Source organism: Aquipuribacter aurantiacus (genome assembly GCF_051216895.1).
GTDB lineage: Bacteria > Actinomycetota > Actinomycetes > Actinomycetales > JBBAYJ01 > Aquipuribacter.
In genome coordinates, this window is sequence record NZ_JBPKAO010000017.1 from 40,530 (window position 1) to 61,823 (window position 21,294).

The 21,294-nt window shown below is 73.6% G+C and carries 15 protein-coding genes; 5 read left to right on the forward strand and 10 right to left on the reverse strand.

Annotated features, from left to right (window positions below; translation table 11 throughout):
* Nucleotides 1–9: 9 nt before the first annotated feature.
* The 8 genes from ACR80Q_RS17475 to uvrA form a co-directional block, all read right to left on the reverse strand.
* The gene (locus tag ACR80Q_RS17475) at nt 10–1,233 is read right to left on the reverse strand and encodes a phosphoglycerate kinase (RefSeq protein ID WP_435378934.1); all 1,224 of its coding nucleotides are present in this window, start codon (nt 1,231–1,233) and stop codon (nt 10–12) included.
* A 5-nt stretch (nt 1,234–1,238) separates the two neighbouring features.
* Nucleotides 1,239–2,234 (reverse strand): type I glyceraldehyde-3-phosphate dehydrogenase, encoded by a 996-nt coding sequence (gene gap / locus ACR80Q_RS17480; RefSeq protein WP_435378935.1) that lies wholly within the window; start codon nt 2,232–2,234, stop codon nt 1,239–1,241.
* Nucleotides 2,235–2,402: 168 nt separating this feature from the next.
* Nucleotides 2,403–3,383 carry a DNA-binding protein WhiA gene (whiA, locus tag ACR80Q_RS17485; RefSeq protein WP_435378936.1) on the reverse strand — a complete coding sequence of 327 codons (981 nt, stop codon included), beginning with the start codon at nt 3,381–3,383 and terminating at the stop codon, nt 2,403–2,405.
* Between the two features lie 129 nt (nt 3,384–3,512).
* Nucleotides 3,513–4,484 carry a gluconeogenesis factor YvcK family protein gene (locus ACR80Q_RS17490; protein WP_435378948.1) on the reverse strand — a complete coding sequence of 324 codons (972 nt, stop codon included), beginning with the start codon at nt 4,482–4,484 and terminating at the stop codon, nt 3,513–3,515.
* A 51-nt stretch (nt 4,485–4,535) separates the two neighbouring features.
* Entirely contained in the window at nt 4,536–5,423 is an 888-nt protein-coding gene (rapZ, locus tag ACR80Q_RS17495) for an RNase adapter RapZ (protein ID WP_435378937.1), read from the reverse strand.
* Between the two features lie 52 nt (nt 5,424–5,475).
* Nucleotides 5,476–7,599, reverse strand: coding sequence for an excinuclease ABC subunit UvrC (gene uvrC, locus ACR80Q_RS17500; protein ID WP_435378938.1), 2,124 nt, complete (start codon nt 7,597–7,599; stop codon nt 5,476–5,478).
* Between the two features lie 18 nt (nt 7,600–7,617).
* Nucleotides 7,618–8,166 (reverse strand): QcrA and Rieske domain-containing protein, encoded by a 549-nt coding sequence (locus tag ACR80Q_RS17505; RefSeq protein WP_435378939.1) that lies wholly within the window; start codon nt 8,164–8,166, stop codon nt 7,618–7,620.
* A gap of 115 nt (nt 8,167–8,281) precedes the next feature.
* Nucleotides 8,282–11,209 carry an excinuclease ABC subunit UvrA gene (uvrA, locus tag ACR80Q_RS17510; protein ID WP_435378940.1) on the reverse strand — a complete coding sequence of 976 codons (2,928 nt, stop codon included), beginning with the start codon at nt 11,207–11,209 and terminating at the stop codon, nt 8,282–8,284.
* Between the two features lie 115 nt (nt 11,210–11,324).
* Here uvrA and ACR80Q_RS17515 point away from each other — a divergent pair, with 115 nt between their 5' ends.
* From ACR80Q_RS17515 to ACR80Q_RS17535, 5 genes are all read left to right on the forward strand, one after another.
* Entirely contained in the window at nt 11,325–13,499 is a 2,175-nt protein-coding gene (locus ACR80Q_RS17515; protein ID WP_435378941.1) for an HD-GYP domain-containing protein, read from the forward strand.
* 106 nt (nt 13,500–13,605) lie between these two features.
* Nucleotides 13,606–15,525, forward strand: a complete 1,920-nt coding sequence (locus tag ACR80Q_RS17520; protein WP_435378942.1) for a glycoside hydrolase family 15 protein — start codon at nt 13,606–13,608, stop codon at nt 15,523–15,525.
* A 2-nt stretch (nt 15,526–15,527) separates the two neighbouring features.
* Nucleotides 15,528–16,235 (forward strand): MBL fold metallo-hydrolase, encoded by a 708-nt coding sequence (locus tag ACR80Q_RS17525; RefSeq protein WP_435378949.1) that lies wholly within the window; start codon nt 15,528–15,530, stop codon nt 16,233–16,235.
* 64 nt (nt 16,236–16,299) lie between these two features.
* Nucleotides 16,300–17,694, forward strand: coding sequence for a pyridoxal phosphate-dependent decarboxylase family protein (locus tag ACR80Q_RS17530; RefSeq protein WP_435378943.1), 1,395 nt, complete (start codon nt 16,300–16,302; stop codon nt 17,692–17,694).
* 17 nt (nt 17,695–17,711) lie between these two features.
* A complete protein-coding gene (locus ACR80Q_RS17535; RefSeq protein ID WP_435378944.1) occupies nt 17,712–18,272 on the forward strand; it encodes an RDD family protein in 561 nt (186 codons plus the stop codon).
* A 228-nt stretch (nt 18,273–18,500) separates the two neighbouring features.
* Here ACR80Q_RS17535 and uvrB read toward each other — a convergent pair whose 3' ends face one another.
* Nucleotides 18,501–20,594 (reverse strand): excinuclease ABC subunit UvrB, encoded by a 2,094-nt coding sequence (uvrB, locus tag ACR80Q_RS17540; RefSeq protein ID WP_435378945.1) that lies wholly within the window; start codon nt 20,592–20,594, stop codon nt 18,501–18,503.
* A gap of 140 nt (nt 20,595–20,734) precedes the next feature.
* The gene (gene arfB / locus ACR80Q_RS17545; protein WP_435378946.1) at nt 20,735–21,172 is read right to left on the reverse strand and encodes an alternative ribosome rescue aminoacyl-tRNA hydrolase ArfB; all 438 of its coding nucleotides are present in this window, start codon (nt 21,170–21,172) and stop codon (nt 20,735–20,737) included.
* Nucleotides 21,173–21,294 lie beyond the last annotated feature (122 nt).

Here is a 21,294-nt window from a genome sequence, read left to right on the forward strand (position 1 = left end):
GTGCGGTCCTCAGCCCTCGAGGACCGTGAGGCCGGGCAGCGCCTTGCCCTCGAGGTACTCGAGGCTCGCTCCGCCACCGGTGGACACGTGACCGAAGTCGTCGTCGGAGAACCCGAGGGCCCGGACGGCGGCGGCGGTGTCGCCACCACCGACGACGCCGAGCGCCCCCAGGTCGTCCAGCGCCGCCAGGGACGTGGCCACCGCACGGGTGCCGTGGCTGAACGGCTCCATCTCGAACACGCCCATCGGGCCGTTCCAGAACACCGTCCGGCAGGTGGCCAGCTCCGCGGAGAAGTTCGCCGCGGAGTCCGGGCCGATGTCGAGGCCGATCCGGTCCGCCGGGATGGCGTCGACGGGCACGACGTCGTGCTGGGCGTCGGCCGCGAAGGCCGTCGCCGCGACGATGTCGCTGGGCAGCACCATGGTCACGCCCCGCTCCTGAGCGGTGGCCAGGTAGCCCTTGACGGTCTCCACCTGGTCCTCCTCGAGCAGGCTGCTCCCGACCTCGTAGCCCAGGGCCTTGAGGAACGTGAACACCATGCCGCCGCCGACGAGGATCCGGTCGGCGGTACCCAGCAGGTTCTCGATGACCGCGAGCTTGTCGGACACCTTGGCGCCGCCGAGGACCACCGCGTACGGCCGTTCGACGTCGTCGGTGAGGCGCGTGAGCACCTCGACCTCACGCAGGACCAGCCCGCCGACCGCGTGCGGCAGGCGCCGCGCCACGTCGTAGACCGAGGCCTGCTTGCGGTGCACGACACCGAACCCGTCGGACACGAACGCGTCCGCGAGGCGGGCCAGGTCGTCGGCGAACGCCCCGCGCTCACCGTCGTCCTTGCTGGTCTCCCCCGCGTTGAACCGCAGGTTCTCCAGCAGCAGGACGTCACCGTCGGAGGCGGCCGCCACGGCCTCCTCCGCCTGCTCGCCGACCGTCACGGGCACGAAGGTGACCTCGCGCCCGAGCAGCTCGGCCAGCCGCGCGGAGACCGGGGCGAGCGAGTACTTGTCCTCCGGGACGCCCTTGGGTCGGCCGAGGTGGGCGCACACGACGACCACCGCACCCGCGTCGGACAGCTGGCGGATGGTGGGCACGGAGGCCCGCACCCGCCCGTCGTCGGTGATGACGGGGCTGTCGCCGGAGTGGTCCAGCGGCACGTTCAGGTCGCTGCGGACGAGCACCCGGCGGCCCGTGAGGCCGCCGAGCGTCGTCGCGAGCTGGTCGACGTCCTGCACGGGGCTCAGAGCGAGCGGCCGACGAGGGCGACCATGTCGACGAGGCGGTTGGAGTAGCCCCACTCGTTGTCGTACCAGCCGACGACCTTGACCTGGTTGCCGATGACCTTGGTCAGGCCCGAGTCGAAGATGCACGACGCCGGGTCGGTGACGATGTCGGAGGACACGATCGGGTCCTCGGTGTACTTGAGGAAGACGCCGTCGGCGGCCTTCTTGACGACCGCGTTGACCTCCTCGGCCGTCACCTCGCGGCCCAGCTCGACCGTCAGGTCGGTGGCGGAGCCGGTGGGGATCGGGACGCGGATCGCGTAGCCGTCGAGCTTGCCCTTGAGCTGGGGCAGCACGAGCGCGATGGCCTTGGCCGCACCGGTGGAGGTGGGGACCAGGTTGACGGCGGCGGCGCGGGCGCGGCGCAGGTCCCGGTGAGGGCCGTCCTGCAGGTTCTGGTCGCCCGTGTAGGCGTGGATGGTGGTCATCAGGCCCTTGACGATGCCGAACTCGTCGTCGATGGCCTTGGCCATCGGAGCGAGGCAGTTCGTCGTGCAGGAGGCCATGGAGATGACGTGGTGGGTGGCGGGGTCGTAGTCGCTGTCGTTGACGCCCAGCACGACCGTGACGTCCTCGTTCTTGGCCGGGGCCGAGATGATGACCTTCTTGGCGCCGGCGTCGATGTGCGCCTTGGCCTTGGTGGCGTCGACGAAGAAGCCGGTGGACTCGATGACCACGTCGGCGCCGAGCTCGGCCCACGGCAGGGCGGAGGGGTCCTTCTCGGCGAGCGCCCGGAAGGTGTGGCCGCCGACGGTGATGGAGCCCTCGTCGTGGCTGACGTCCGCGTCGAGGCGGCCGAGGATGCTGTCGTACTTGAGCAGGTGCGCGAGCGTCGCGTTGTCCGTGAGGTCGTTGACCCCGACGATCTCGATGTCTGCGCCTGCGGCCAGAGCAGCCCGGAAGAAGTTCCGGCCGATCCGCCCGAACCCGTTGATGCCGACCCGTACGGTCACGTCGTTCCTCCACTGTCGTTCGGTCACGGTCTGATCTCCAGGAGCCGTGCTGTTTTCGAGCTGGAGTGTCGTCCTCGTCACACCACGACGACCTTACAAGCGCGGCGTGCCGGGCGAGTAATCGCGTCCGGGCCGCGGGCAGGGCGGAGCAGCCCGGCGGGGTGGTGCTCAGACCTCGAGCATGTCCGGGGTCAGGTTGGCGTCGGTACCGGGCACACCCAGGTCCGAGGCCTTCTTGTCGGCCAGCGCGAGCAGGCGACGGATGCGCCCGGCCACGGCGTCCTTGGTCATGGGCGGGTCGGCCAGCTGACCCAGCTCCTCGAGGCTCGCCTGCTTGTGCGCGAGGCGCAGGTGCCCGGCCTCGCGCAGGTGCTCGGGGACGTCCTCGCCGAGCAGCTCCAGGGCCCGCTCGACCCGGGCCCCGGCCGCCACGGCGGCGCGGGCGGAGCGACGCAGGTTGGCGTCGTCGAAGTTGGCGAGCCGGTTGGCGGTGGCACGCACCTCGCGGCGCATCCGCCGCTCCTCCCACACCATCACCGCGTCGTGGGCCCCGAGCCGGGTGAGCAGCGCGCTGATGGCCTCGGCGTCGCGCACGACGACCCGGTCCACGCCGCGGACCTCGCGCGCCTTGGCCTGGATCCCGAGGCGGCGCCCCGCCCCGACCAGGGCCAGCGCGGCCTCGGGCCCGGGGGCGGTGACCTCCAGCGAGCTGGAACGACCGGGCTCGGTGAGCGAGCCGTGGGCGAGGAACGCACCGCGCCAGGCGGCCTCGGCGTCGCACACCGCTCCCCCGACGACCTGCGGCGGCATGCCGCGAACGGGTCGGCTGCGGGGGTCGAGCAGACCGGTCTGACGGGCCAGGGTCTCGCCCTCACGGCTGACGCGGACCACGTAGCGGGTGGCACGGCGCAGCCCGCCCGGCTGCAGGACGAGCAGCTCGCTGGGGTGGCCGTAGACCTCGCCGATCTCGCGCCGCAGCCGACGGGCGGCCTGCGCGGTGTCGAACTCGGCCTCGACCACGACCCGGCCGGCGACGATGTGCAGCGCGTTGGAGAACCGGAGCATGGCGGTGACCTCTGCCTTGCGGCAGCAGACCCTCGTCACGGGAAGTCGGCTCAGCTCGTCCTTGACCGATGCCGTGAGCGCCATCCCCTCATCCTGCCAAAGGATGAGGCCCGCGTCCGACGCACGAGGGGACCGATGACGCCCCGACCGCCCCGGCGCGCCCGCGAGAACACCCTCCGGGCCCCGCCGCGGCGGCGTTCTCGCGGGTCGGGCTCACGAGGACACGTCGCCGGTGACCCCGGAGAAGACGTCGGCGTAGGCGGCCGCCAGGCGGAGCGGGTGGTGCTCAGCGCTGCCGTCGGCCACCGCGACCTGCCGCATGACGAGGACGGCGCCGAACCGGGCCGCCGCCTCGGACAGGGCGTCCACGTCGTCGACGGCCGCGGGGTCGGCGACCACGGCGTCCAGGGTGAGGTCCGGGGCGTAGGTGCCGAGGGCCTCCAGCAGCTGGTGCGGCCGGTAGCCGGCCGTCTCGCTCGTGCCGGGCGTCAGGTTCAGGGTGACGCAGCGGCGCGCCGGGGTGCGCTGCAGGGCTTCGGCCAGCTCGGGGACCAGCAGGTGGGTGCAGACGGACGTGAACCACGACCCCGGCCCCAGGACGACCCAGTCGGCGTCCATCACGGCCGCGACCGCCTCCGGGTTGGCGGGCGGGTCCTCCGGGACCACGCGCACCTGACCGACGCGCCCCGTCGTCGAGGCCACCTGGTCCTGACCGGTGAGGACCGAACGGCGCCCGGTGACGGCGTCGTCCACGTCGGCCTCGATGGTCAGCGGGAGCAGCGACATCGGCAGCACCCGGCCGCAGGCACCCAGCAGGTCGCCGACGACGCCGAGGCCGTCCGTCGGGTCCTCGAGCAGCTGCCAGAGCGCGACGATGAGCAGGTTTCCCACCGCGTGCCCGGCCAGGGGCCCGTCACCGGAGAACCGGTGCTGCAGGACGTCGCGCCACAGGTGGCCCCAGCCCGAGTCGTTGCACAGCGCGGACAGGGCCATCCGCAGGTCCCCGGGCGGCAGCACGCCGAACTCCTCGCGCAGCCGTCCCGAGGACCCGCCGTCGTCGGCCACGGTCACCACGGCCGTCAGGTCCTCGGTGACGTGCCGCAGCGCCTGCAGCGAGGCCGACAGGCCGTGCCCACCGCCCAGGGCCACCACCTTCACGGGCACCGGGGCGGCACCGCGGCGCATCGCCCGTCGGGCCGGGCCGCGCATGGACCACGACGTCGGGGTCGCCACCGGTCACTCCCGCCCGAGGTCGCGGTGCACCGCGTGGGTGACGACGCCGTCCCCGGCCAGGCGCAGCACGAGGGCCTCGACCACGGCCACGCTGCGGTGCTTGCCCCCGGTGCAGCCGACGGCGACCACGGCGAACCGCTTGTTCTCCTCGCGGTAGCCCTTCGTGATCACCTGCAGGCAGCGGGTGTAGGCGTCCACGAACTGCTGCGCGGCGGGGTCGGCGAAGACGTACTCGGCGACGTCGGCGTCCATGCCGTTGCGGGGGCGCAGCTCGGGGACCCAGTGGGGGTTGGGCAGGAAGCGGACGTCGGCGATGTTCTCGGCGTCCACGGGGATGCCGTGCTTGAACCCGAACGACAGCACCGTGAGGTGCAGGTCGGCCGACACGGCGCCCTGCGGGCGCAGGGCCGCCCGGACCTTGGCCGCCAGCTGGTGGACGTTCGTCTCGGTGGTGTCGATGTACAGGTCCGCCATCTCGCGGACGGGCTCGAGCAGCTGCCGCTCCGCGGCGATGGCGTCCAGGATCGTGCCGGGCGGCTGCATCGGGTGCGGCCGGCGCACGGACTCGAACCGGCGCACCAGGACCCGGTCCGCGGCGTCGAGGAACAGCACGACCGGCGTCATCCCCTTGGCCCGGACGTCGTCGAGGGCACGGCTCAGGTCGGGGGTGAAGCTCCGCCCGCGCACGTCGATCGCCACGGCCAGCCGCGGGACGGCGCCGGCCGCCCGCAGCGTGAGCTCCGCCAGCGGCGGGAGCATCTGCGGCGGCAGGTTGTCCACGACGAACCAGCCCTCGTCCTCCAGGACGTTGGACACCGTGGAGTGCCCCGCGCCGGACAACCCCGTGATGATCAGGACCTCGGACTCGTCGCTGGCCAGCGGCTCGCTCACGGTGATGGCTCCTGCCGGTCGGTCTGCAGTGGTCGGTGCCCAGCATGCCTGCTCACGGCGTGAGGATCTCCCCCGTCGCGACGTCCACGGCACCGACGCCGAGCGTCGAGACGCCGGTCGGGCCCGCGCCGGCCTGCGCCGCGTCCCCCGTGCCGCGGCCCGCACCGTCCCCGGCGGCGGCTCCGGCGCCGGCCGTCCCGGTGGCCCCGGTGGCCGGGGCGAGGCTCCCCGGCGGCGCCAGGGCGGCGACGACCGCCGCGGCCAGCGCGGGCCCGATCCCCTTGACCTCGGCCACGGCGCCCGCGTCGGCCTGCCGGATCGCGCGCACGGACCCGAACGTGTCGAGGAGGGCCTTGCGGCGGGCCGGTCCGAGGCCGGGTACGCCGTCCAGCTCGCTGGCGGTCATGCCCTTCGTCCGGCGGTTGCGGTGCCGGCCGATGGCGAAGCGGTGGGCCTCGTCCCGCAGGCGCTGCAGCAGGTACAGCCCCTGGGAGCTGCGGGGCAGGACCAGCGGGTGGTCGTCGTCGGGCAGCCAGACCTCCTCCAGCCGCTTGGCCAGGCCCACGACGGCCACGTCGGCCACACCGAGGTCGGCCAGCGCCGCGGTGGCGGCGGCCACCTGCGGGGCGCCGCCGTCGACGACGACCAGCTGCGGCGGGTAGGCGAACCGGCGCGGGCGACCGGTGCTGGGGTCGATGGCCCCGGGCCCCACCGTTCCGGTCTCGTCGTCGGGGTCGGGCCCCATCTCGAGGTCGCCCGCCTGCTCGCGGTCCTCCAGGTAGCGGCGGAACCGGCGGGACAGGACCTCGCGCATGGCCGCCGTGTCGTCCTCGCCGTGGTCGCCGCGGACGTTGAAGGTCCGGTACTCCCCCTTGCGGGGAAGCCCGTCCTCGAACACGACCATCGACGCCACCCGGTCGCTGCCCTGCAGGTGGGACACGTCGTAGCACTCGATCCGCAGCGGGGCCTCGGGCAGCCCCAAGGCCTCCTGCAGCTCCTGCAGCGCCAGGCCCCGGGTGGTGAGGTCGCCGGCCCGGCGGGTCTTGTGCAGCGCCAGCCCCTGCGTGGCGTTGCCGGCGACGGTGTCCATCAGGGTCCGCTTGTCACCGCGCTGGGGCACGCGGACGTCGACCCGGGACCCCCGGCGGGCGCTGAGCCACTCCACCACCTCGGGCAGGTCGGTGGGCTCGACCGGGACCAGCACCTCGCGGGGGACGCTGCCGGTCGCGGCCCCGGCGTCCTCGCCGCCGTAGACCTGCTGGAGCAGCCGCTCGACCAGGTCGGGCGTGGACACGTCCTCGACCTTCTCCACGACCCAGCCGCGCTGGCCCCGGATCCGGCCGCCGCGGACGTGGAACACCTGCACCGCCGCCTCGAGCTCGTCCTCGGCCAGGGCGAACACGTCGGCGTCGGTGGCGTCGGGCAGGACCACGGCGTTGCGCTCCAGGGCCCGCTGCAGGGCGCCGATGTCGTCGCGCAGCCGGGCCGCGCGCTCGTAGTCCTGGATCGCGGCCGCGTCCTTCATCCGCCCCTCGATCCGGCGCACGAACCGGGCGGAGTCGCCGGCCATGAAGTCGACGAAGTCGTCGACGAGGCCGCGGTGCTCCTCGGCGCTGACCCGGCCGACGCACGGGGCGGAGCACTTGTCGATGTAGCCCAGCAGGCACGGGCGGCCGACCTGGCCCGCGCGCCGGAACACCCCGGCGCTGCAGGTGCGGACCGGGAACACCCGCAGCAGCAGGTCGACGGTCTCCCGGATCGCCCACGCGTGGGAGTACGGCCCGAAGTACCGGGTGCCCTTGCGCTTGGCGCCGCGCAGCACCTGCACGCGGGGGAACTCCTCGCCGACGGTGACCGCCAGCCACGGGTAGGACTTGTCGTCGCGGTACTTGACGTTGAACCGCGGGTCGAACTCCTTGATCCAGGTGTACTCCAGCTGGAGCGCCTCGACCTCGGTCCCCACGGTGGTCCACTGCACGTTGGAGGCCGTGAAGACCATCTGCTGGGTGCGTGGGTGCAGCCCGGCGGGGTCCGCGAAGTAGCTGTTGAGGCGCGACCGCAGGCTCTTGGCCTTGCCGACGTAGATGACGCGGCCGTGCGGGTCGGAGAAGCGGTACACCCCGGGCTGGTCCGGGATCTCACCCGACTTGGGACGGTAGGTCGAGGGGTCCGCCACGGCGTCGAGGGTAGGTCCTCAGGCCGACAGCAGGACTAGGTCCCCCTCGATGCGGGCCTGCACCTGCGCCAGCGGGGCCGACGCGGGCCCGTTGAGGACGGCCCCGGCGTCGGCGGCGTCGAACCGGCTGCCGTGGTTGGGGCACCGCAGCTCGAGACCGCCGTCGGGCTCGACCGGCGTGCCCTGGTGGGTGCAGGCCGCGGAGAACGCGACCACCTCGCCCGCGGTCGGCTGGGCGACGACGAACCGGCTGCCCAGGGCGTCGACCACCACGGCCTCACCGACCGGGACGTCGGCCAGCGGGACGGACGCCTCCGCCTCGGCGTCACCCGAGGGCCCGCCGTCGGTGCCGCCACCGGTGTCGCTCGTCGCGGAGCCCTCCGTCGCTGGGTCGGACCCCGCGGCGCCGTCGGGGCCGGTCGCGCCGTCGGCGCCCGTCCCCGACGTGCCCGAGTCGTCGCCGTCCGACCCGCAGGCCACGAGAACGCCGGCGGCGATGGTCGTCACCCCGATCCCGGCCAGCGTCCGGAGCACGCCACGGCGGGAGGGGCAGTCGAAGGTGTCCACGTCACGATGATGCACGTGGGGGTTACGCCGCCGGGACCCGGCCCGGATGCCGAGCCCGGCGGGTCGCCCTGCCGCCCGCCCTGCTGCCCGGTCCGAGCGGGTCGGCGTCCCCCGCTCAGCCGGCCTTGCGGCGCGGGCTGCGACGCGCCGGTGCCGGCGTCACGAGGTTGGCGAGGAACTGCCCGGTGAAGCTGGCCTCGATCGCCGCGACCTGCTCCGGGGTCCCCTCGGCGATGACCTGCCCGCCGCCGGAACCACCTTCTGGCCCCATGTCGATCACCCAGTCCGCGGACTTGATGACGTCCAGGTTGTGCTCGATGACGATCACGGTGTTGCCCTTGTCGACCAGGCCCTGGAGCACCTCGAGCAGCTTGCGGATGTCCTCGAAGTGCAACCCGGTGGTGGGCTCGTCCAGCACGTAGACGGTCCGGCCCGCGGAACGCTTCTGCAGCTCGGTCGACAGCTTGACCCGCTGCGCCTCGCCGCCGGACAGCGTGGGGGCCGGCTGACCCAGCCGCACATAACCCAGCCCGACGTCGACCAGCGTGTTCAGGTGCCGGGCGATGGCGGGGACGGCCGCGAAGAACTCGGCCGCCTCCTCGATCGGGGAGTCCAGCACGTCGGCGACCGTCTTGCCCTTGAAGTGCACCTCGAGGGTCTCGCGGTTGTACCGCGCTCCCTGGCACACCTCGCAGGGCACGTAGACGTCGGGCAGGAAGTTCATCTCGATCTTGAGCGTGCCGTCGCCCTGGCAGTGCTCGCAGCGTCCGCCCTTGACGTTGAAGCTGAACCGGCCCGGCTGGTAGCCGCGGATCTTGGCCTCGGGCGCGGACGCGAACAGCTTGCGGACGTGGTCCCACACGCCGGTGTAGGTGGCGGGGTTGGACCGGGGGGTGCGCCCGATCGGGCCCTGGTCGACGTGCACGACCTTGTCCAGGTGCTCCAGACCGGTGACGGTCTTGTGCCGGCCCGGCACCTGGCGGGCGCCGTTGAGCTTGTTGGCCATGACGGTGTAGAGGATGTCGTTGACCAGCGTGGACTTGCCCGAACCCGACACCCCGGTGACGGCGCAGAGCACCCCGAGCGGGAAGTCGACGTCGATGCCGGTCAGGTTGTGCTCGCGGGCCCCCTTGACCGTCACCAGCCGGGCCCGGTCGACCGGGCGCCGCTTCGCGGGCGTGGGGATGGAACGACGACCGGACAGGTAGGCCCCGGTGATGGAGGCGCTGTTGGTGAGCAGGTCCGCGAGCGGCCCGGAGTGGACCACCTGACCGCCGTGCTCGCCGGCGCCGGGACCGATGTCGACCACCCAGTCCGAGGCGTTGATGGTGTCCTCGTCGTGCTCCACGACGATCAAGGTGTTTCCCAGGTCCCGCAACCGGGTCAGCGTCCCGATGAGCCGCTGGTTGTCCCGCTGGTGCAGACCGATGGACGGCTCGTCCAGCACGTAGAGCACGCCCACCAGGCCGGCGCCGATCTGGGTCGCGAGCCGGATCCGCTGGGCCTCACCACCGGACAGCGTGCCCGCGGCCCGGTCCAGGCTGAGGTAGTCCAGGCCGACGTCGAGCAGGAACCCGAGTCGGGCGTGGATCTCGCGCAGGACCTGGTCGGCGATGGCGTGCTCGCGGCCGGACAGCTCGAGACCGGTCAGGAACTTCGCGGCCTCGCCGATGGTCAGCGCCGACACCTGCGCGATGTTGCGGCCGGACACCGTGACGGCCAGCACCTCGGGGCGCAGCCGGGCCCCGCCGCAGACCCCGCAGGGCACCTCGCGCATGTACGCGCCGTAGCGGTCGCGGGCCCACTCGGAGTCGGTCTCGGTGTGGCGGCGGTTGATGAACGGCAGGACGCCCTCGAAGCCCGCCCGGTACGCGCGCTGGCGGCCGTGACGGGTCTTGTACCGGACGTCGAGCTGGCCGTCGAGGCCGTGCAGCACGGCCTCGCGCGCCCGCTCCGGCAGCGCTCGCCAGGGGGTGTCCATCGAGAAGCCGAGCGCGTCACCCAGGCTGGCCAGCAGCTTCTGGAAGTAGTCGACGGACTGCGTGCCCGAGCTCCAGGGCGCGACGGCGCCCTCGGACAGCGACAGGTCCTCGTCCGGGATGACGAGCTCGGGGTCGACCTCGAGCCGGGTGCCGAGCCCGCTGCACTCCGGGCAGGCCCCGTAGGGGGCGTTGAACGAGAACGTGCGCGGCTCGATCTCCTCCAGGGCGACCGGGTGGTCGTTCGGGCAGGCCAGCCGCTCGCTGAACCGACGCTCGCGCGGGGCCAGCTCGTGGTCCTCGCTCGTCGCGTCCGCGGGGACGTCGACCAGCTCGACGATGACGATGCCCTCGGCCAGGCCCAGCGCGGTCTCGACGGAGTCGGTGAGCCGGCGCTTGGTGCTGCGCTGCTTCTCCTCGTCGCCCTCGGTGCGGGACACCAGACGGTCGACGACGACGTCCACGTCGTGCTTCTTGCGCTTGTCGAGGGCAGGAGGCTCGGCCAGGGAGACGATCTCGCCGTCCACCCGGGCCCGGGAGTACCCCTTGCCCTGCAGCTCGCGGAACATCTCGAGGTTCTCGCCCTTGCGTCCGCGGACCACGGGCGCCAGGACCTGGAACCGGGTGCCGTCGGGCAGCTGCAGGAGCCGGTCGACGATGGCCTGGGGGGTCTGGCGACCGATCAGCTCGCCGCACTGCACGCAGTGCGGACGTCCGGCCCGGGCGTAGAGCAGGCGCAGGTAGTCGTGGATCTCGGTGATGGTGCCGACCGTCGACCGTGGGTTGCGGTTGGTCGACTTCTGGTCGATCGACACCGCGGGCGACAGCCCCTCGATGAAGTCGACGTCGGGCTTGTCCATCTGCCCGAGGAACTGCCGTGCGTATGCGCTCAGTGACTCCACGTAACGCCGTTGGCCTTCGGCGAAGATGGTGTCGAACGCCAGCGACGACTTGCCCGAGCCCGACAGGCCGGTGAACACCACGAGGGAGTCGCGCGGGAGGTCGACCCCGATGTCCTTGAGGTTGTGCTCACGTGCACCACGGACGACGAGACGGTCTGCCACCCCCCCATGCTAGGTCGGGTATCCGACAACGGCGTCCGCCCGCGGGCGACCACCGTGCGGGTGACCCGACGGCTGCACCCTCAGGCCGGGGGGTCCTCACGCCGATGAACGGGCGGTGAGCCCCACGCCGACGCCGACGCCGACCCGGACCGACCCGACCGACGACGGACGCTGGTCGTCGAGGCCGGCCCTGGCCGTGCTGCTCCGGCTGGCCATCCTGCTGGCGCCGGTGGCGGTCTCGCTCGTGGTGGGGCTCGCCGCGTCCCGCACCCTCGCGGGTGCCTCCCTGTGGCTGCTCGTCCCGGTGCTGGCGGTCGCGTGCCTCACCGCTGCGCTGGGCACGGAGCGGCTCGTCCGACGCTGGTTGCCGCTGGAGGCCCTGCTGCGGATGACCATGCTGTTCCCCGGACGGGCGCCGTCGCGGCTCGCCGTGGCCAGGCTCGGTCGGAACCGCGACGAGCTGACGCGACGGCTGCTGGCCCCCCAGGGTGCGGAGGACATGGCCCACCTGATGCTGGCCCTCGTCACGTCCCTCGGCGACCACGACAAGCGCTCCCGGGGGCACAGCGAACGGGTACGCATGCTCATCGAGCTCCTCGCGGACCACGTGTCGTTGACCCCCGGGGACCGCGACCGCCTCCGGTGGGCGGCCCTGCTGCACGACATCGGCAAGCTCGACGTCGCGTCGTCGGTGCTCAGCAAGCCCGGCCCGCTGAACGACGCGGAGTGGGACCAGGTCAGGCGTCACCCGGTCCACGGCGCGCGCATCGCCGGGCCGTTCGCCGACTGGCTGGGCGAGTGGGCGGGCGGGATCCTGCACCACCACGAGCGCTGGGACGGAGGCGGCTACCCGGCGGGGCTGGCCGGTGAGCAGATCAGCCGGGCCGGACGCCTGGTGGCGGTGGTCGACACCTTCGAGACCATGACGGCGGCCCGCTCCTACAAGAAGGCCGGCGGCACCAAGGCCGCCCTGGCCGAGCTGACCCGGTGCGCGGGGTCGCAGTTCGACCCGGCGGCGGTGCGGGCGTTCCTCAACATCCCGTTGCCACGGCTCTGGTGGGCGACCGGGCCGTTGGGTCTGCTCGTCCAGGTCCCGGTCATCGGGAGCGCCCAGCAGTCCGCGGTGCAGCTGACGGCCGGTGCCGTCTCGACGGCAGGGACGTCTGCGGCCGCCGCCGGCACGGCAGCGGTGCTCGGCCTCGGGTCCGCGATCGGCGTGACGGCGCCCGCGCAGCCGCTCACGACCGCAGCCCACCTGCAGGTCGAGCCGGCCGGGACCAGCATTCCGCGGGACGCACCGGCCCCGTCGGGCGACGTGCTCGGGGTCGGCGGCCCGTGGGCCCCCGGCGGAGGCCCGCAGCCCGGCCCCTGGAGCGTCCCGGGCGTGACCCAGGCCGACGGCGCGCCCGTGGCGCCCTCGCCGCAGGGACCGTCGACGGACCCGGTGAACGGTGACGCCGCGGCGACGGACGACGAGCCCCGACCCACGGCGCCCACCTCGTCCGCGGGTGCCGGGTCCGCCGCCGGCACCCCGGCCGGCACCGCCCGGACCGGAGGTGGGGACGCTCACGAGGAGCCGACGCGACCCGACGAGACGGCCGAACCCGCCCCGGGGGGCAACCCCGACACCGTCGGCACACCCGCCTCACCCGGCAAGGCACCAGCCTCACCCGGCAAGCCCGCCGCACCCGGCAAGCCCGACACCCCCGGCAAGCCCGCCTCACCCGGCAAGGCACCCGCCGCCCCCGGCAAGCCCGCCGCACCCGGCGAGGCACCCGCCGCCCCCGGCAAGCCCGCCGCACCCGGCGAGGCACCCGCCGCCCCCGGCAAGCCCGCCGCACCCGGCGAGGCACCCGCCGCCCCCGGCAAGCCCGCCGCACCCGGCGAGGCACCCGCCGCCCCCGGCAAGCCCGCCGCACCCGGCGAGGCACCCGCCGCCCCCGGCAAGCCCGCCGCACCCGGCGAGGCACCCGCCGCCCCCGGCAAGCCCGCCGCACCCGGCGAGGCACCCGCCGCCCCCGGCAAGCCCGCCGCACCCGGCGAGGCACCCGCCGCCCCCGGCAAGCCCGCCGCACCCGGCGAGGCACCCGCCGCCCCCGACGAACCCGCCTCCCCCGCGCAGGCACCCCCCTCCCCCGGCAAGGCACCTGCCGCCCCCGACGAACCCGCCTCCCCCGAGGGGCCCGCCGCCCCCGGCACGGACGCAGCCGCTCCGCAGGAGTCCGGCGACGCCGGCAAGCCCCCCGCAGCGGGCACCGCCGACGGCGCCCCGGGCGAGGTCTCGGGGTGAGACACCTGCCCCCCACGTCACCGCTCCCGATCCCTCCGGGAAGCAGACGCCGCCTCGCGGGCGAGAGGCACGGATCCACCCCGGCGCGCGAGTAGCGTCTCGACCCATGAACACGCCTTCCCCGGCGGTGCCCATCGAGCAGTACGCCCTGCTGGGCGACCTGCACTCCGCCGCCCTGGTGTCCGACCGAGGCAGCGTCGACTGGCTCTGCTTCCCCCGGTTCGACTCCCCCGCCTGCTTCGCCGCCCTGCTCGGCGACCCGGACAACGGCCGTTGGCTGCTGGCCCCGGAGGACGAGGACGCCGTGGTCGAGGCGCGCAGCTACCGGGAGGACACGCTGACGCTGGAGACCCTGTGGCGCACCGGCACGGGCCTGGTCCGTGTCGTGGAGACGATGCCGGTCGGTGGCCGTCGCGCGGACCTGGTGCGACGCATCGAGGGGGTCGAGGGAACCGTCCGGATGCGCCAGGAGCTGGTCATCAGGTTCGGGTACGGCCGTGACGTGCCGTGGGTGCGGCGGATCAGGGACGACGGCTCACCCGTCGACGCGGCCTTCGCCCTGCCCGCCCCGCGTCCAGACCGGACGCCGGGCGTCGGGTCGGGCCCGAACGCCGCCACGTCGGCCACCTCGGCCGGCGGGGCGCAGGCCCTGCTCGCGGTGGCCGGCCCCGACGCCCTGCTGCTGCGCTGCGACCCGCTCCCGGTACCGGTGGACCACCGGCACGTCGGCGTGTTCGACGTGGCGGCGGGGGGTCGTCATGACCTGGTGCTGACCTGGTACCAGTCCCACCGGCCGCCGCCGGAACCGGTCTACGTGACCGCCGCCATCGACCGCACGGAGCAGTGGTGGCGGGAGTGGGCCGTGCGCTGCCAGCACGACGGCCGCTACTCCGGTGCCGTCAAGCGTTCTCTGCTGACGCTGCGCGCGCTGAGCCACGAGGACACCGGGGGCATCGTGGCCGCGCCGACCACCTCGCTGCCCGAAGAGCTGGGCGGGGTGCGCAACTGGGACTACCGGTACTGCTGGCTCCGCGACGCCGCGCTGACGCTCGAGGCGCTGCTCGCCCACGGCTACCTCGACATCGCCGACAGCTGGCGCCAGTGGCTGCTGCGCGCGGTCGCCGGCGACCCCGAGGACGTGCAGATCATGTACGGCGTCGGCGGGGAGCGTCGACTGGAGGAGTACGAGCTCGACCACCTGGCCGGGTACGAGGGCTCCACGCCCGTGCGCGTCGGCAACGCGGCGGCGTCGCAGCTGCAGGTCGACGTCATCGGCGAGGTGATGGTCGCGCTGCACGCGGCCCGCTGCGCCGGGGCGACGACCGACGTCTTCAGCTGGTCGTTGCAGGCGGCGCTGCTGGACCACCTGGCCGAGATCTGGGACGGCCTGGACAACGGGATCTGGGAGATCCGGGGCGAGCTGCGACCGTTCACCCACTCACGGATCATGGCCTGGGCCGCCTTCGACCGGGGCGTCCGGGCCGTCGAGGACTTCGGCCGTCCCGGGCACACCGAGATGTGGCAGGCGACCGCGGACAAGATCCGCTCGCAGGTGCTCGACCAGGGGGTGGACCCCGAGCGCGGCAACCTCGTGCAGTACCTGGGTGGCCGCACCGTCGACGCGGCCCTGCTCCAGGCCGCGCAGGTCGGGTTCCTGGACTGGGAGGACCCGGTCATGCTCGCCACGGTCGCGGCCGTCGAGAGCGACCTGATGCGGGACGGCCTGGTGCTGCGGTACCGCGTCGAGTCCGGCGTCGACGGGCTGGAGGGCGACGAGCACCCCTTCCTGGCGTGCTCGTTCTGGCTGGTCGAGCACTGGGCACGGTCGGGCCGACGCAGCGAGGCCGTCGCGCTGATGGACCGGCTGTGCGGTCTGGCCACCCCCGGGCTCGGTCTGCTGGCCGAGGAGTACGACCCGGCCGCGCGCCGGTTCACGGGCAACTACCCGCAGGCCTTCAGCCACCTCGCCCTGGTCCGGGCGGCCGAGGCCCTGGACCACGTCAACGAGATGCGGGACGAGTGGTGACGGTGCTGCCGGCGTCCTCGGACCGCGTGCCCGCGCTGCACGTGGGCCACGGGGACGAGCCCGTCCACCTGGACCTGGGCGCCGCCGTGCTCAGCAAGGCCTCGGTGAGCGAGCAGGACAACAACGCCTACGTCCTGACCTGCCGGGCCACCGGGGCCCAGCTGCTGGTGGACGCGGCCGACGACGCGGGCTCGGTCCTCACGCTGCTGGCGTTCGCGGCCACCGCCGCCGACGCCCCGGCCGGGCAGGTGGTCGCCGTCGTGACGTCGCACGGGCACTGGGACCACCACCGCGCGCTGCCGGAGGTCCTCACCGCGACCGGTGCGCCGTCGCTGGTGGGGGGCCCGGACGCCGGCGACCTGCCCGTGCCTGCCGACCGCCTGCTCGCGCACGGTGACGTGGTCGAGGTGGGCGAGCTGCGTCTGGACGTCGTGCACCTGCGGGGTCACACGCCCGGCTCGGTCGCCCTCGTCCTGCCGGGCACGTCGGGGGCGCCCGCCGTGGCCGTGACCGGTGACTCGCTCTTCCCGGGAGGGGTGGGCAACACCTGGGAGGACCCCGCGCGGTTCGTGTCGCTCCTGGACGACGTCGAGGCGCGGTTGTTCGCGGTCCTCGCCGACGACACCGTCGTGGCACCCGGTCACGGTGACGGGACGACCCTCGGGGCGGAGCGGTCCTCGCTGCCGCTGTGGCGCGACCGGGGGTGGTGACGGTCGGGCACCGGTCGGGCGGTTGCCCTGTCGGTGCCACCCACCCCGGGCGTAGCGTCGTGCGGTGCCCGGATACGACGACTGGCCCCGGCTCCTCGGACGCGTCCGCGAGCACGCCGAGCACTGGCTGACGGGTCTGCCCGGACACCGGGTGCCCTCGCCCGTCCGTTCCCCCGAGGGGCTGGTCGGCTTGGGCGGCCCGCTGCCGGAGGGACCCAGCGACCCGGTGGACGTCCTGGACCTGCTCGTCCGCAGCGCGGAGGACGGCATCACGGCCACCGGCAGCGGGCGGTTCTTCGGGTTCGTGATCGGTGGTGCGCTGCCGGCCGCCGTCGCCGCGGACATGATGACGACCACCTGGGACCAGAACGTGGGGATGCGTGCGCTCACCCCGGCCGCGTGCGCCGCCGAGGACGCGGTCGAGCGCTGGGCGCTGGACCTGCTCGGCCTCCCCGCGGACGCGGTCGTCGGGCTCGTGCCCGGTGGCATGTCCGCCAACTTCACCTGCCTGGCGGCCGCCCGCGGTGAGGTGCTCCGCCGGGCCGGGTGGGACCTGGACAGCGACGGCCTGCACGGGGCGCCACGCGTCCACGTCCTCGCCGGCGCGGACCGGCACGAGACCGTCGACCGCGCCCTGCGGTTCCTCGGGCTCGGACGACCGGTCCCGGTGGACGTGGACGAGCACGGCCGGATGCGACCGGACGGCCTGGCCGCAGCCCTGGAGCGGGTGCCCGCGGGGGCCCCGCTGGTCGTCTGCACCTACGCCGGGCACATCAACTCCGGCGCCTACGACCCCTTCGAGGAGCTGCTGCCCCTGGTCCGCGAGCGGGGCGGCTGGGTGCACGTGGACGGCGCCATCGGGCTGTGGGCGGCGGCCTCACCACGCCTGCGACACCTCATGACCGGGGCGGCCGGGGCGGACTCGTGGGCCACCGACGCGCACAAGACGCTGAACGTGCCCTACGACTGCGGGCTGGCCGTGGTCGCCGACCCCCGCGCGGTGTCGTCGGCGATGTCGATGCACGCGGACTACCTCATCACCAGCGACGCCTCGCCGCTGGAGCCCTGGGCCCGCACCCCCGAGTGGTCGCGTCGGGCCCGAGGCTTCCCCACCTGGGCCGCCCTGCGGTCGCTGGGCCGTAGCGGGGTGGCCGACCTGGTCGAACGGCTCCACGACAACGCGCTGGCGATGGCCGAGGGGCTGTCGGCGATCGACGGGGTCACGGTCGTCAACCGGGTGTGGTCGACCCAGGTCTGCGCCAGGCTGGAGACCGACGAGCAGACCCAGGCGCTGGTGGCCGAGGTGCTGTCCGACGGCCGCACCTGGATCTCCGGGTCGCGGTGGCACGGCCGCGCGGTGGTCCGGGTGTCGATGAGCAACTGGATGACCGGGCCCGAGGACGTGGCCGAGGCGCTCGACGTCGTCCGCGGCGCGGCAGCCCGGGTCGGTGGACGCTGAGCGCCGGGAGCCAGGTGGTGGGACGCGTCCGCCCGTCGCGCCGCGCCCGGCTCGCGTCGTGGCTGGTGGACTACGCGGTCGTCGTGGCCTGGCTGGTCGTGGTGCTGCTCGTCGTGGGGGTCCCCACCCTGGAGGGGTGGGTCGACCTGACGGCGGTCTGGTCCCGCGCCTGGGCCGCGGACGTCGCCGTGACCGTCCTCACGGTGCTCCCCCACCTGGGGTACCTCGTCGTGACGGAGGCCGGACCGCACCGGGCGACGTGGGGCAAGCGACGCGCCGGGCTCGTCGTCGTGCTCGCGACCGGGGCGGTCCCCGCCCCGGTCTCGCGGGTGCTGCTGCGCAACGCCGTCAAGGTGGTCCCCTGGCAGCTGGGCCACATGTCCGCCATGCGGTTCGCCGAGGGGACCGACCCGGTCCCCGCCGAGGCCGTCTGGCTGTACGCCGGCTCCCTCGCCGTGCTGCTGGCCGTCGCGCTGCCGCCGCTGCTGGGCCGGCCCGGGGTCCACGACCTCCTGGCCGGCACCCAGGTGAGGCCTCGCGGGACGGTCGGGCCCACCGCACCGCACCTGCCCAGATGAGGACTCGAGAGATGATGCGTCGCCGGGACGACGACGCCGACCTGCCCCGATNGCCGCCGCTGCTGGGCCGGCCCGGGGTCCACGACCTCCTGGCCGGCACCCAGGTGAGGCCTCGCGGGACGGTCGGGCCCACCGCACCGCACCTGCCCAGATGAGGACTCGAGAGATGATGCGTCGCCGGGACGACGACGCCGACCTGCCCCGATGAGGGCCGGGAGGTGCAGCTCCTCAGACCCCGGCGGCCTGCATCCCCCGCAGCTCCTTCTTGAGGTCGCCGATCTCGTCGCGGAGCCGGGCCGCCACCTCGAACTGCAGCTCGGCCGCCGAGGCGTGCATCTGGTCGGTGAGCTGCTGGATCAGGTCGGCGAGGTCCGACTGCGGCATGCCCTCGTGGCGGGACACCGGCAGCGGTGCCACCGCCCCGTTGACCCCCTTGCCCCGGGACTGACGACGTCCTGACCCGCCGAGCAGCGCCTTGGTGTCCTCGTCCTCGCGCCGGATCAGGTCGGTGATGTCGGCGATCTTCTTGCGAAGCGGCGTCGGGTCGATGCCGTTGGCCAGGTTGTGGGCGACCTGGATCTCGCGGCGACGGTTGGTCTCGTCGATCGCCTGCTCCATCGACGCGGTGATCCGGTCGGCGTACATGTGGACCTCACCCGACACGTTGCGGGCTGCGCGGCCGATGGTCTGGATGAGCGACGTGGCGGAGCGGAGGAACCCCTCCTTGTCCGCGTCGAGGATGGCGACCAGGGACACCTCCGGCAGGTCCAGGCCCTCCCGCAGCAGGTTGATGCCGACCAGGACGTCGTACTCGCCCATCCGCAGCTCGCGCAGCAGCTCGACCCGGCGCAGCGTGTCGACCTCGGAGTGCAGGTAGCGGACCCGCTCCCCCTGCTCCAGCAGGTAGTCGGTGAGGTCCTCGGCCATCTTCTTGGTCAGGGTCGTGACCAGGATGCGCTCGTTCTTGGGGGTGCGCTCGCGGATCTCGGCCAGCAGGTCGTCGATCTGCCCCTTGGTCTGCTTGACGACGACCTTGGGGTCCACCAGGCCGGTCGGCCGGATGATCTGCTGGACCACGTCGCCCTTGACCCGGCCCAGCTCGTAGGGCCCGGGGGTGGCCGACAGGTAGACCGTCTGCCCGATGCGCTCGGTGAACTCCTCCCACCGAAGCGGTCGGTTGTCCATCGCCGACGGCAGCCGGAACCCGTGGTCGACGAGGGTGCGCTTGCGGGACATGTCACCCTCGTACATGCCGCCGATCTGGGGCACGGTCACGTGCGACTCGTCGATGACCAGCAGGAAGTCCTCGGGGAAGTAGTCGATGAGGGTGTTCGACGCCGAACCGGGCGCGCGTCCGTCGAAGTGCCGGGAGTAGTTCTCGACGCCCGCGCAGGTGCCGACCTGCCGGAGCATCTCGATGTCGTAGGTGGTCCGCATCCGCAGCCGCTGGGCCTCGAGCAGCTTGTTCTGCTTCTCGAGCTCGGCCAGACGCTCGTGCAGCTCGGCCTCGATGGTGCCGACCGCGCGTTCGAGCCGCTCGGGGCCGGCGACGTAGTGCGAGGCGGGGAAGATGTACATCTCCTCCTCCTCGCGGACGATCTCGCCCGTCAGCGGGTGCAGCGTGTAGATCCGCTCGATCTCGTCCCCGAAGAGCTCGATCCGGATGGCCAGCTCTTCGTACACCGGGATGATCTCGACCGTGTCGCCCCGGACCCGGAACGTGCCACGGGTGAACGACAGGTCGTTGCGGGTGTACTGCATGGTGACGAAGCGCCGGAGCAGGTCGTCCCGGTTGACCGTCTGCCCGACCTTGAGCCGGGCCATCCGGTCGACGTACTCCTGGGGCGTCCCCAGGCCGTAGATGCACGAGACGGTCGCGACCACGATGACGTCCCGCCTGGTCAGCAGGGAGTTGGTCGCCGAGTGCCGGAGCCGCTCGACCTCGTCGTTCACCGACGAGTCCTTCTCGATGTAGGTGTCGGTCTGCGGGACGTACGCCTCGGGCTGGTAGTAGTCGTAGTACGAGACGAAGTACTCGACGGCGTTGTTGGGCAGCAGCTCGCGGAACTCGTTGGCCAGCTGGGCGGCGAGCGTCTTGTTCTGCACCATCACGAGCGTGGGCCGCTGGACCTGCTCGACCAGCCAGGCGGTGGTCGCCGACTTGCCGGTGCCGGTCGCGCCCAGGAGCACCGAGTCCTTGTCGCCACGGTTGACCCGGTTGGTGAGGTCCGCGATGGCGGCCGGCTGGTCACCGCTGGGGCTGAAGGGGCTGATGACCTCGAAGGGGGCGACGCGGCGGGTGATGTCGGAGACGGGGCGCACGTGCCTACGGTAAGCCGCGCATCCGACAACGCCGCTTCGAGGGCGACGACGGGGTCGGGCTTCAGGGCGCCTGCTCGGGGCGGCGGTCGGGCCGCAGGCCGCGCCGGGTTCGGTCGGTCCTCGCCGTCAGGCTGTCCCCCTCACTCCCAGCGACCGCGCTGCTTCTTGAGCTGGGACCGCTGCTTCTTGGCCGTGATCCGGCGTTCCTTCGAGCCGCGGGTCGGCCTGGTGGGCCGGCGCGAGCGGGGCGGGGGAGCCAGCGCCTCGGCGAGGGCAGCGGCCATCCGCGCCCGGGCGGCCTCGCGGTTGCGCAGCTGCTGCCTGTGCTCCGAGGCCGCAATGGTCAGGACCCCGTCGACGAGCCGGCTGCCCAGGCGGTCCGCGAGCCGCGCTCGTTGGTGCTCGGTGAGCCCGGGGAGGTCGAGCGGTCGCACCGACAGCTCGACCCGGCTGTCGGCGGTGTTCACACCTTGACCCCCCGGCCCGGAGGACCGGCTGAACCGCCATCCGAGCATGGACGCCGGGACGACGGTCCTCGCATCGACCCGCAGGTCTGCGGACGGGTCGTCGGTGGGCATGGTCCATCCTCTCCCGTCATGACAAGCGAGTTCGTGGCTGCGGGGCGAGCCCGGGCCCCATCAGAACGGAGGCTCGTCATCCGGTTCGCCGTCCGCGGCACCGGCTGCTGTCGGGACGTGGG

Coding starts and splice junctions, on each gene's coding strand:
- arfB (WP_435378946.1), bottom strand. CDS start 21,172: ATGCCCACCGACGACCCGTCCGCAGACCTGCGGGTCGATGCGAGGACC.
- ACR80Q_RS17490 (WP_435378948.1), bottom strand. CDS start 4,484: ATGCGCCGCGGTGCCGCCCCGGTGCCCGTGAAGGTGGTGGCCCTGGGC.
- whiA (WP_435378936.1), bottom strand. CDS start 3,383: ATGGCGCTCACGGCATCGGTCAAGGACGAGCTGAGCCGACTTCCCGTG.
- ACR80Q_RS17520 (WP_435378942.1), top strand. CDS start 13,606: ATGAACACGCCTTCCCCGGCGGTGCCCATCGAGCAGTACGCCCTGCTG.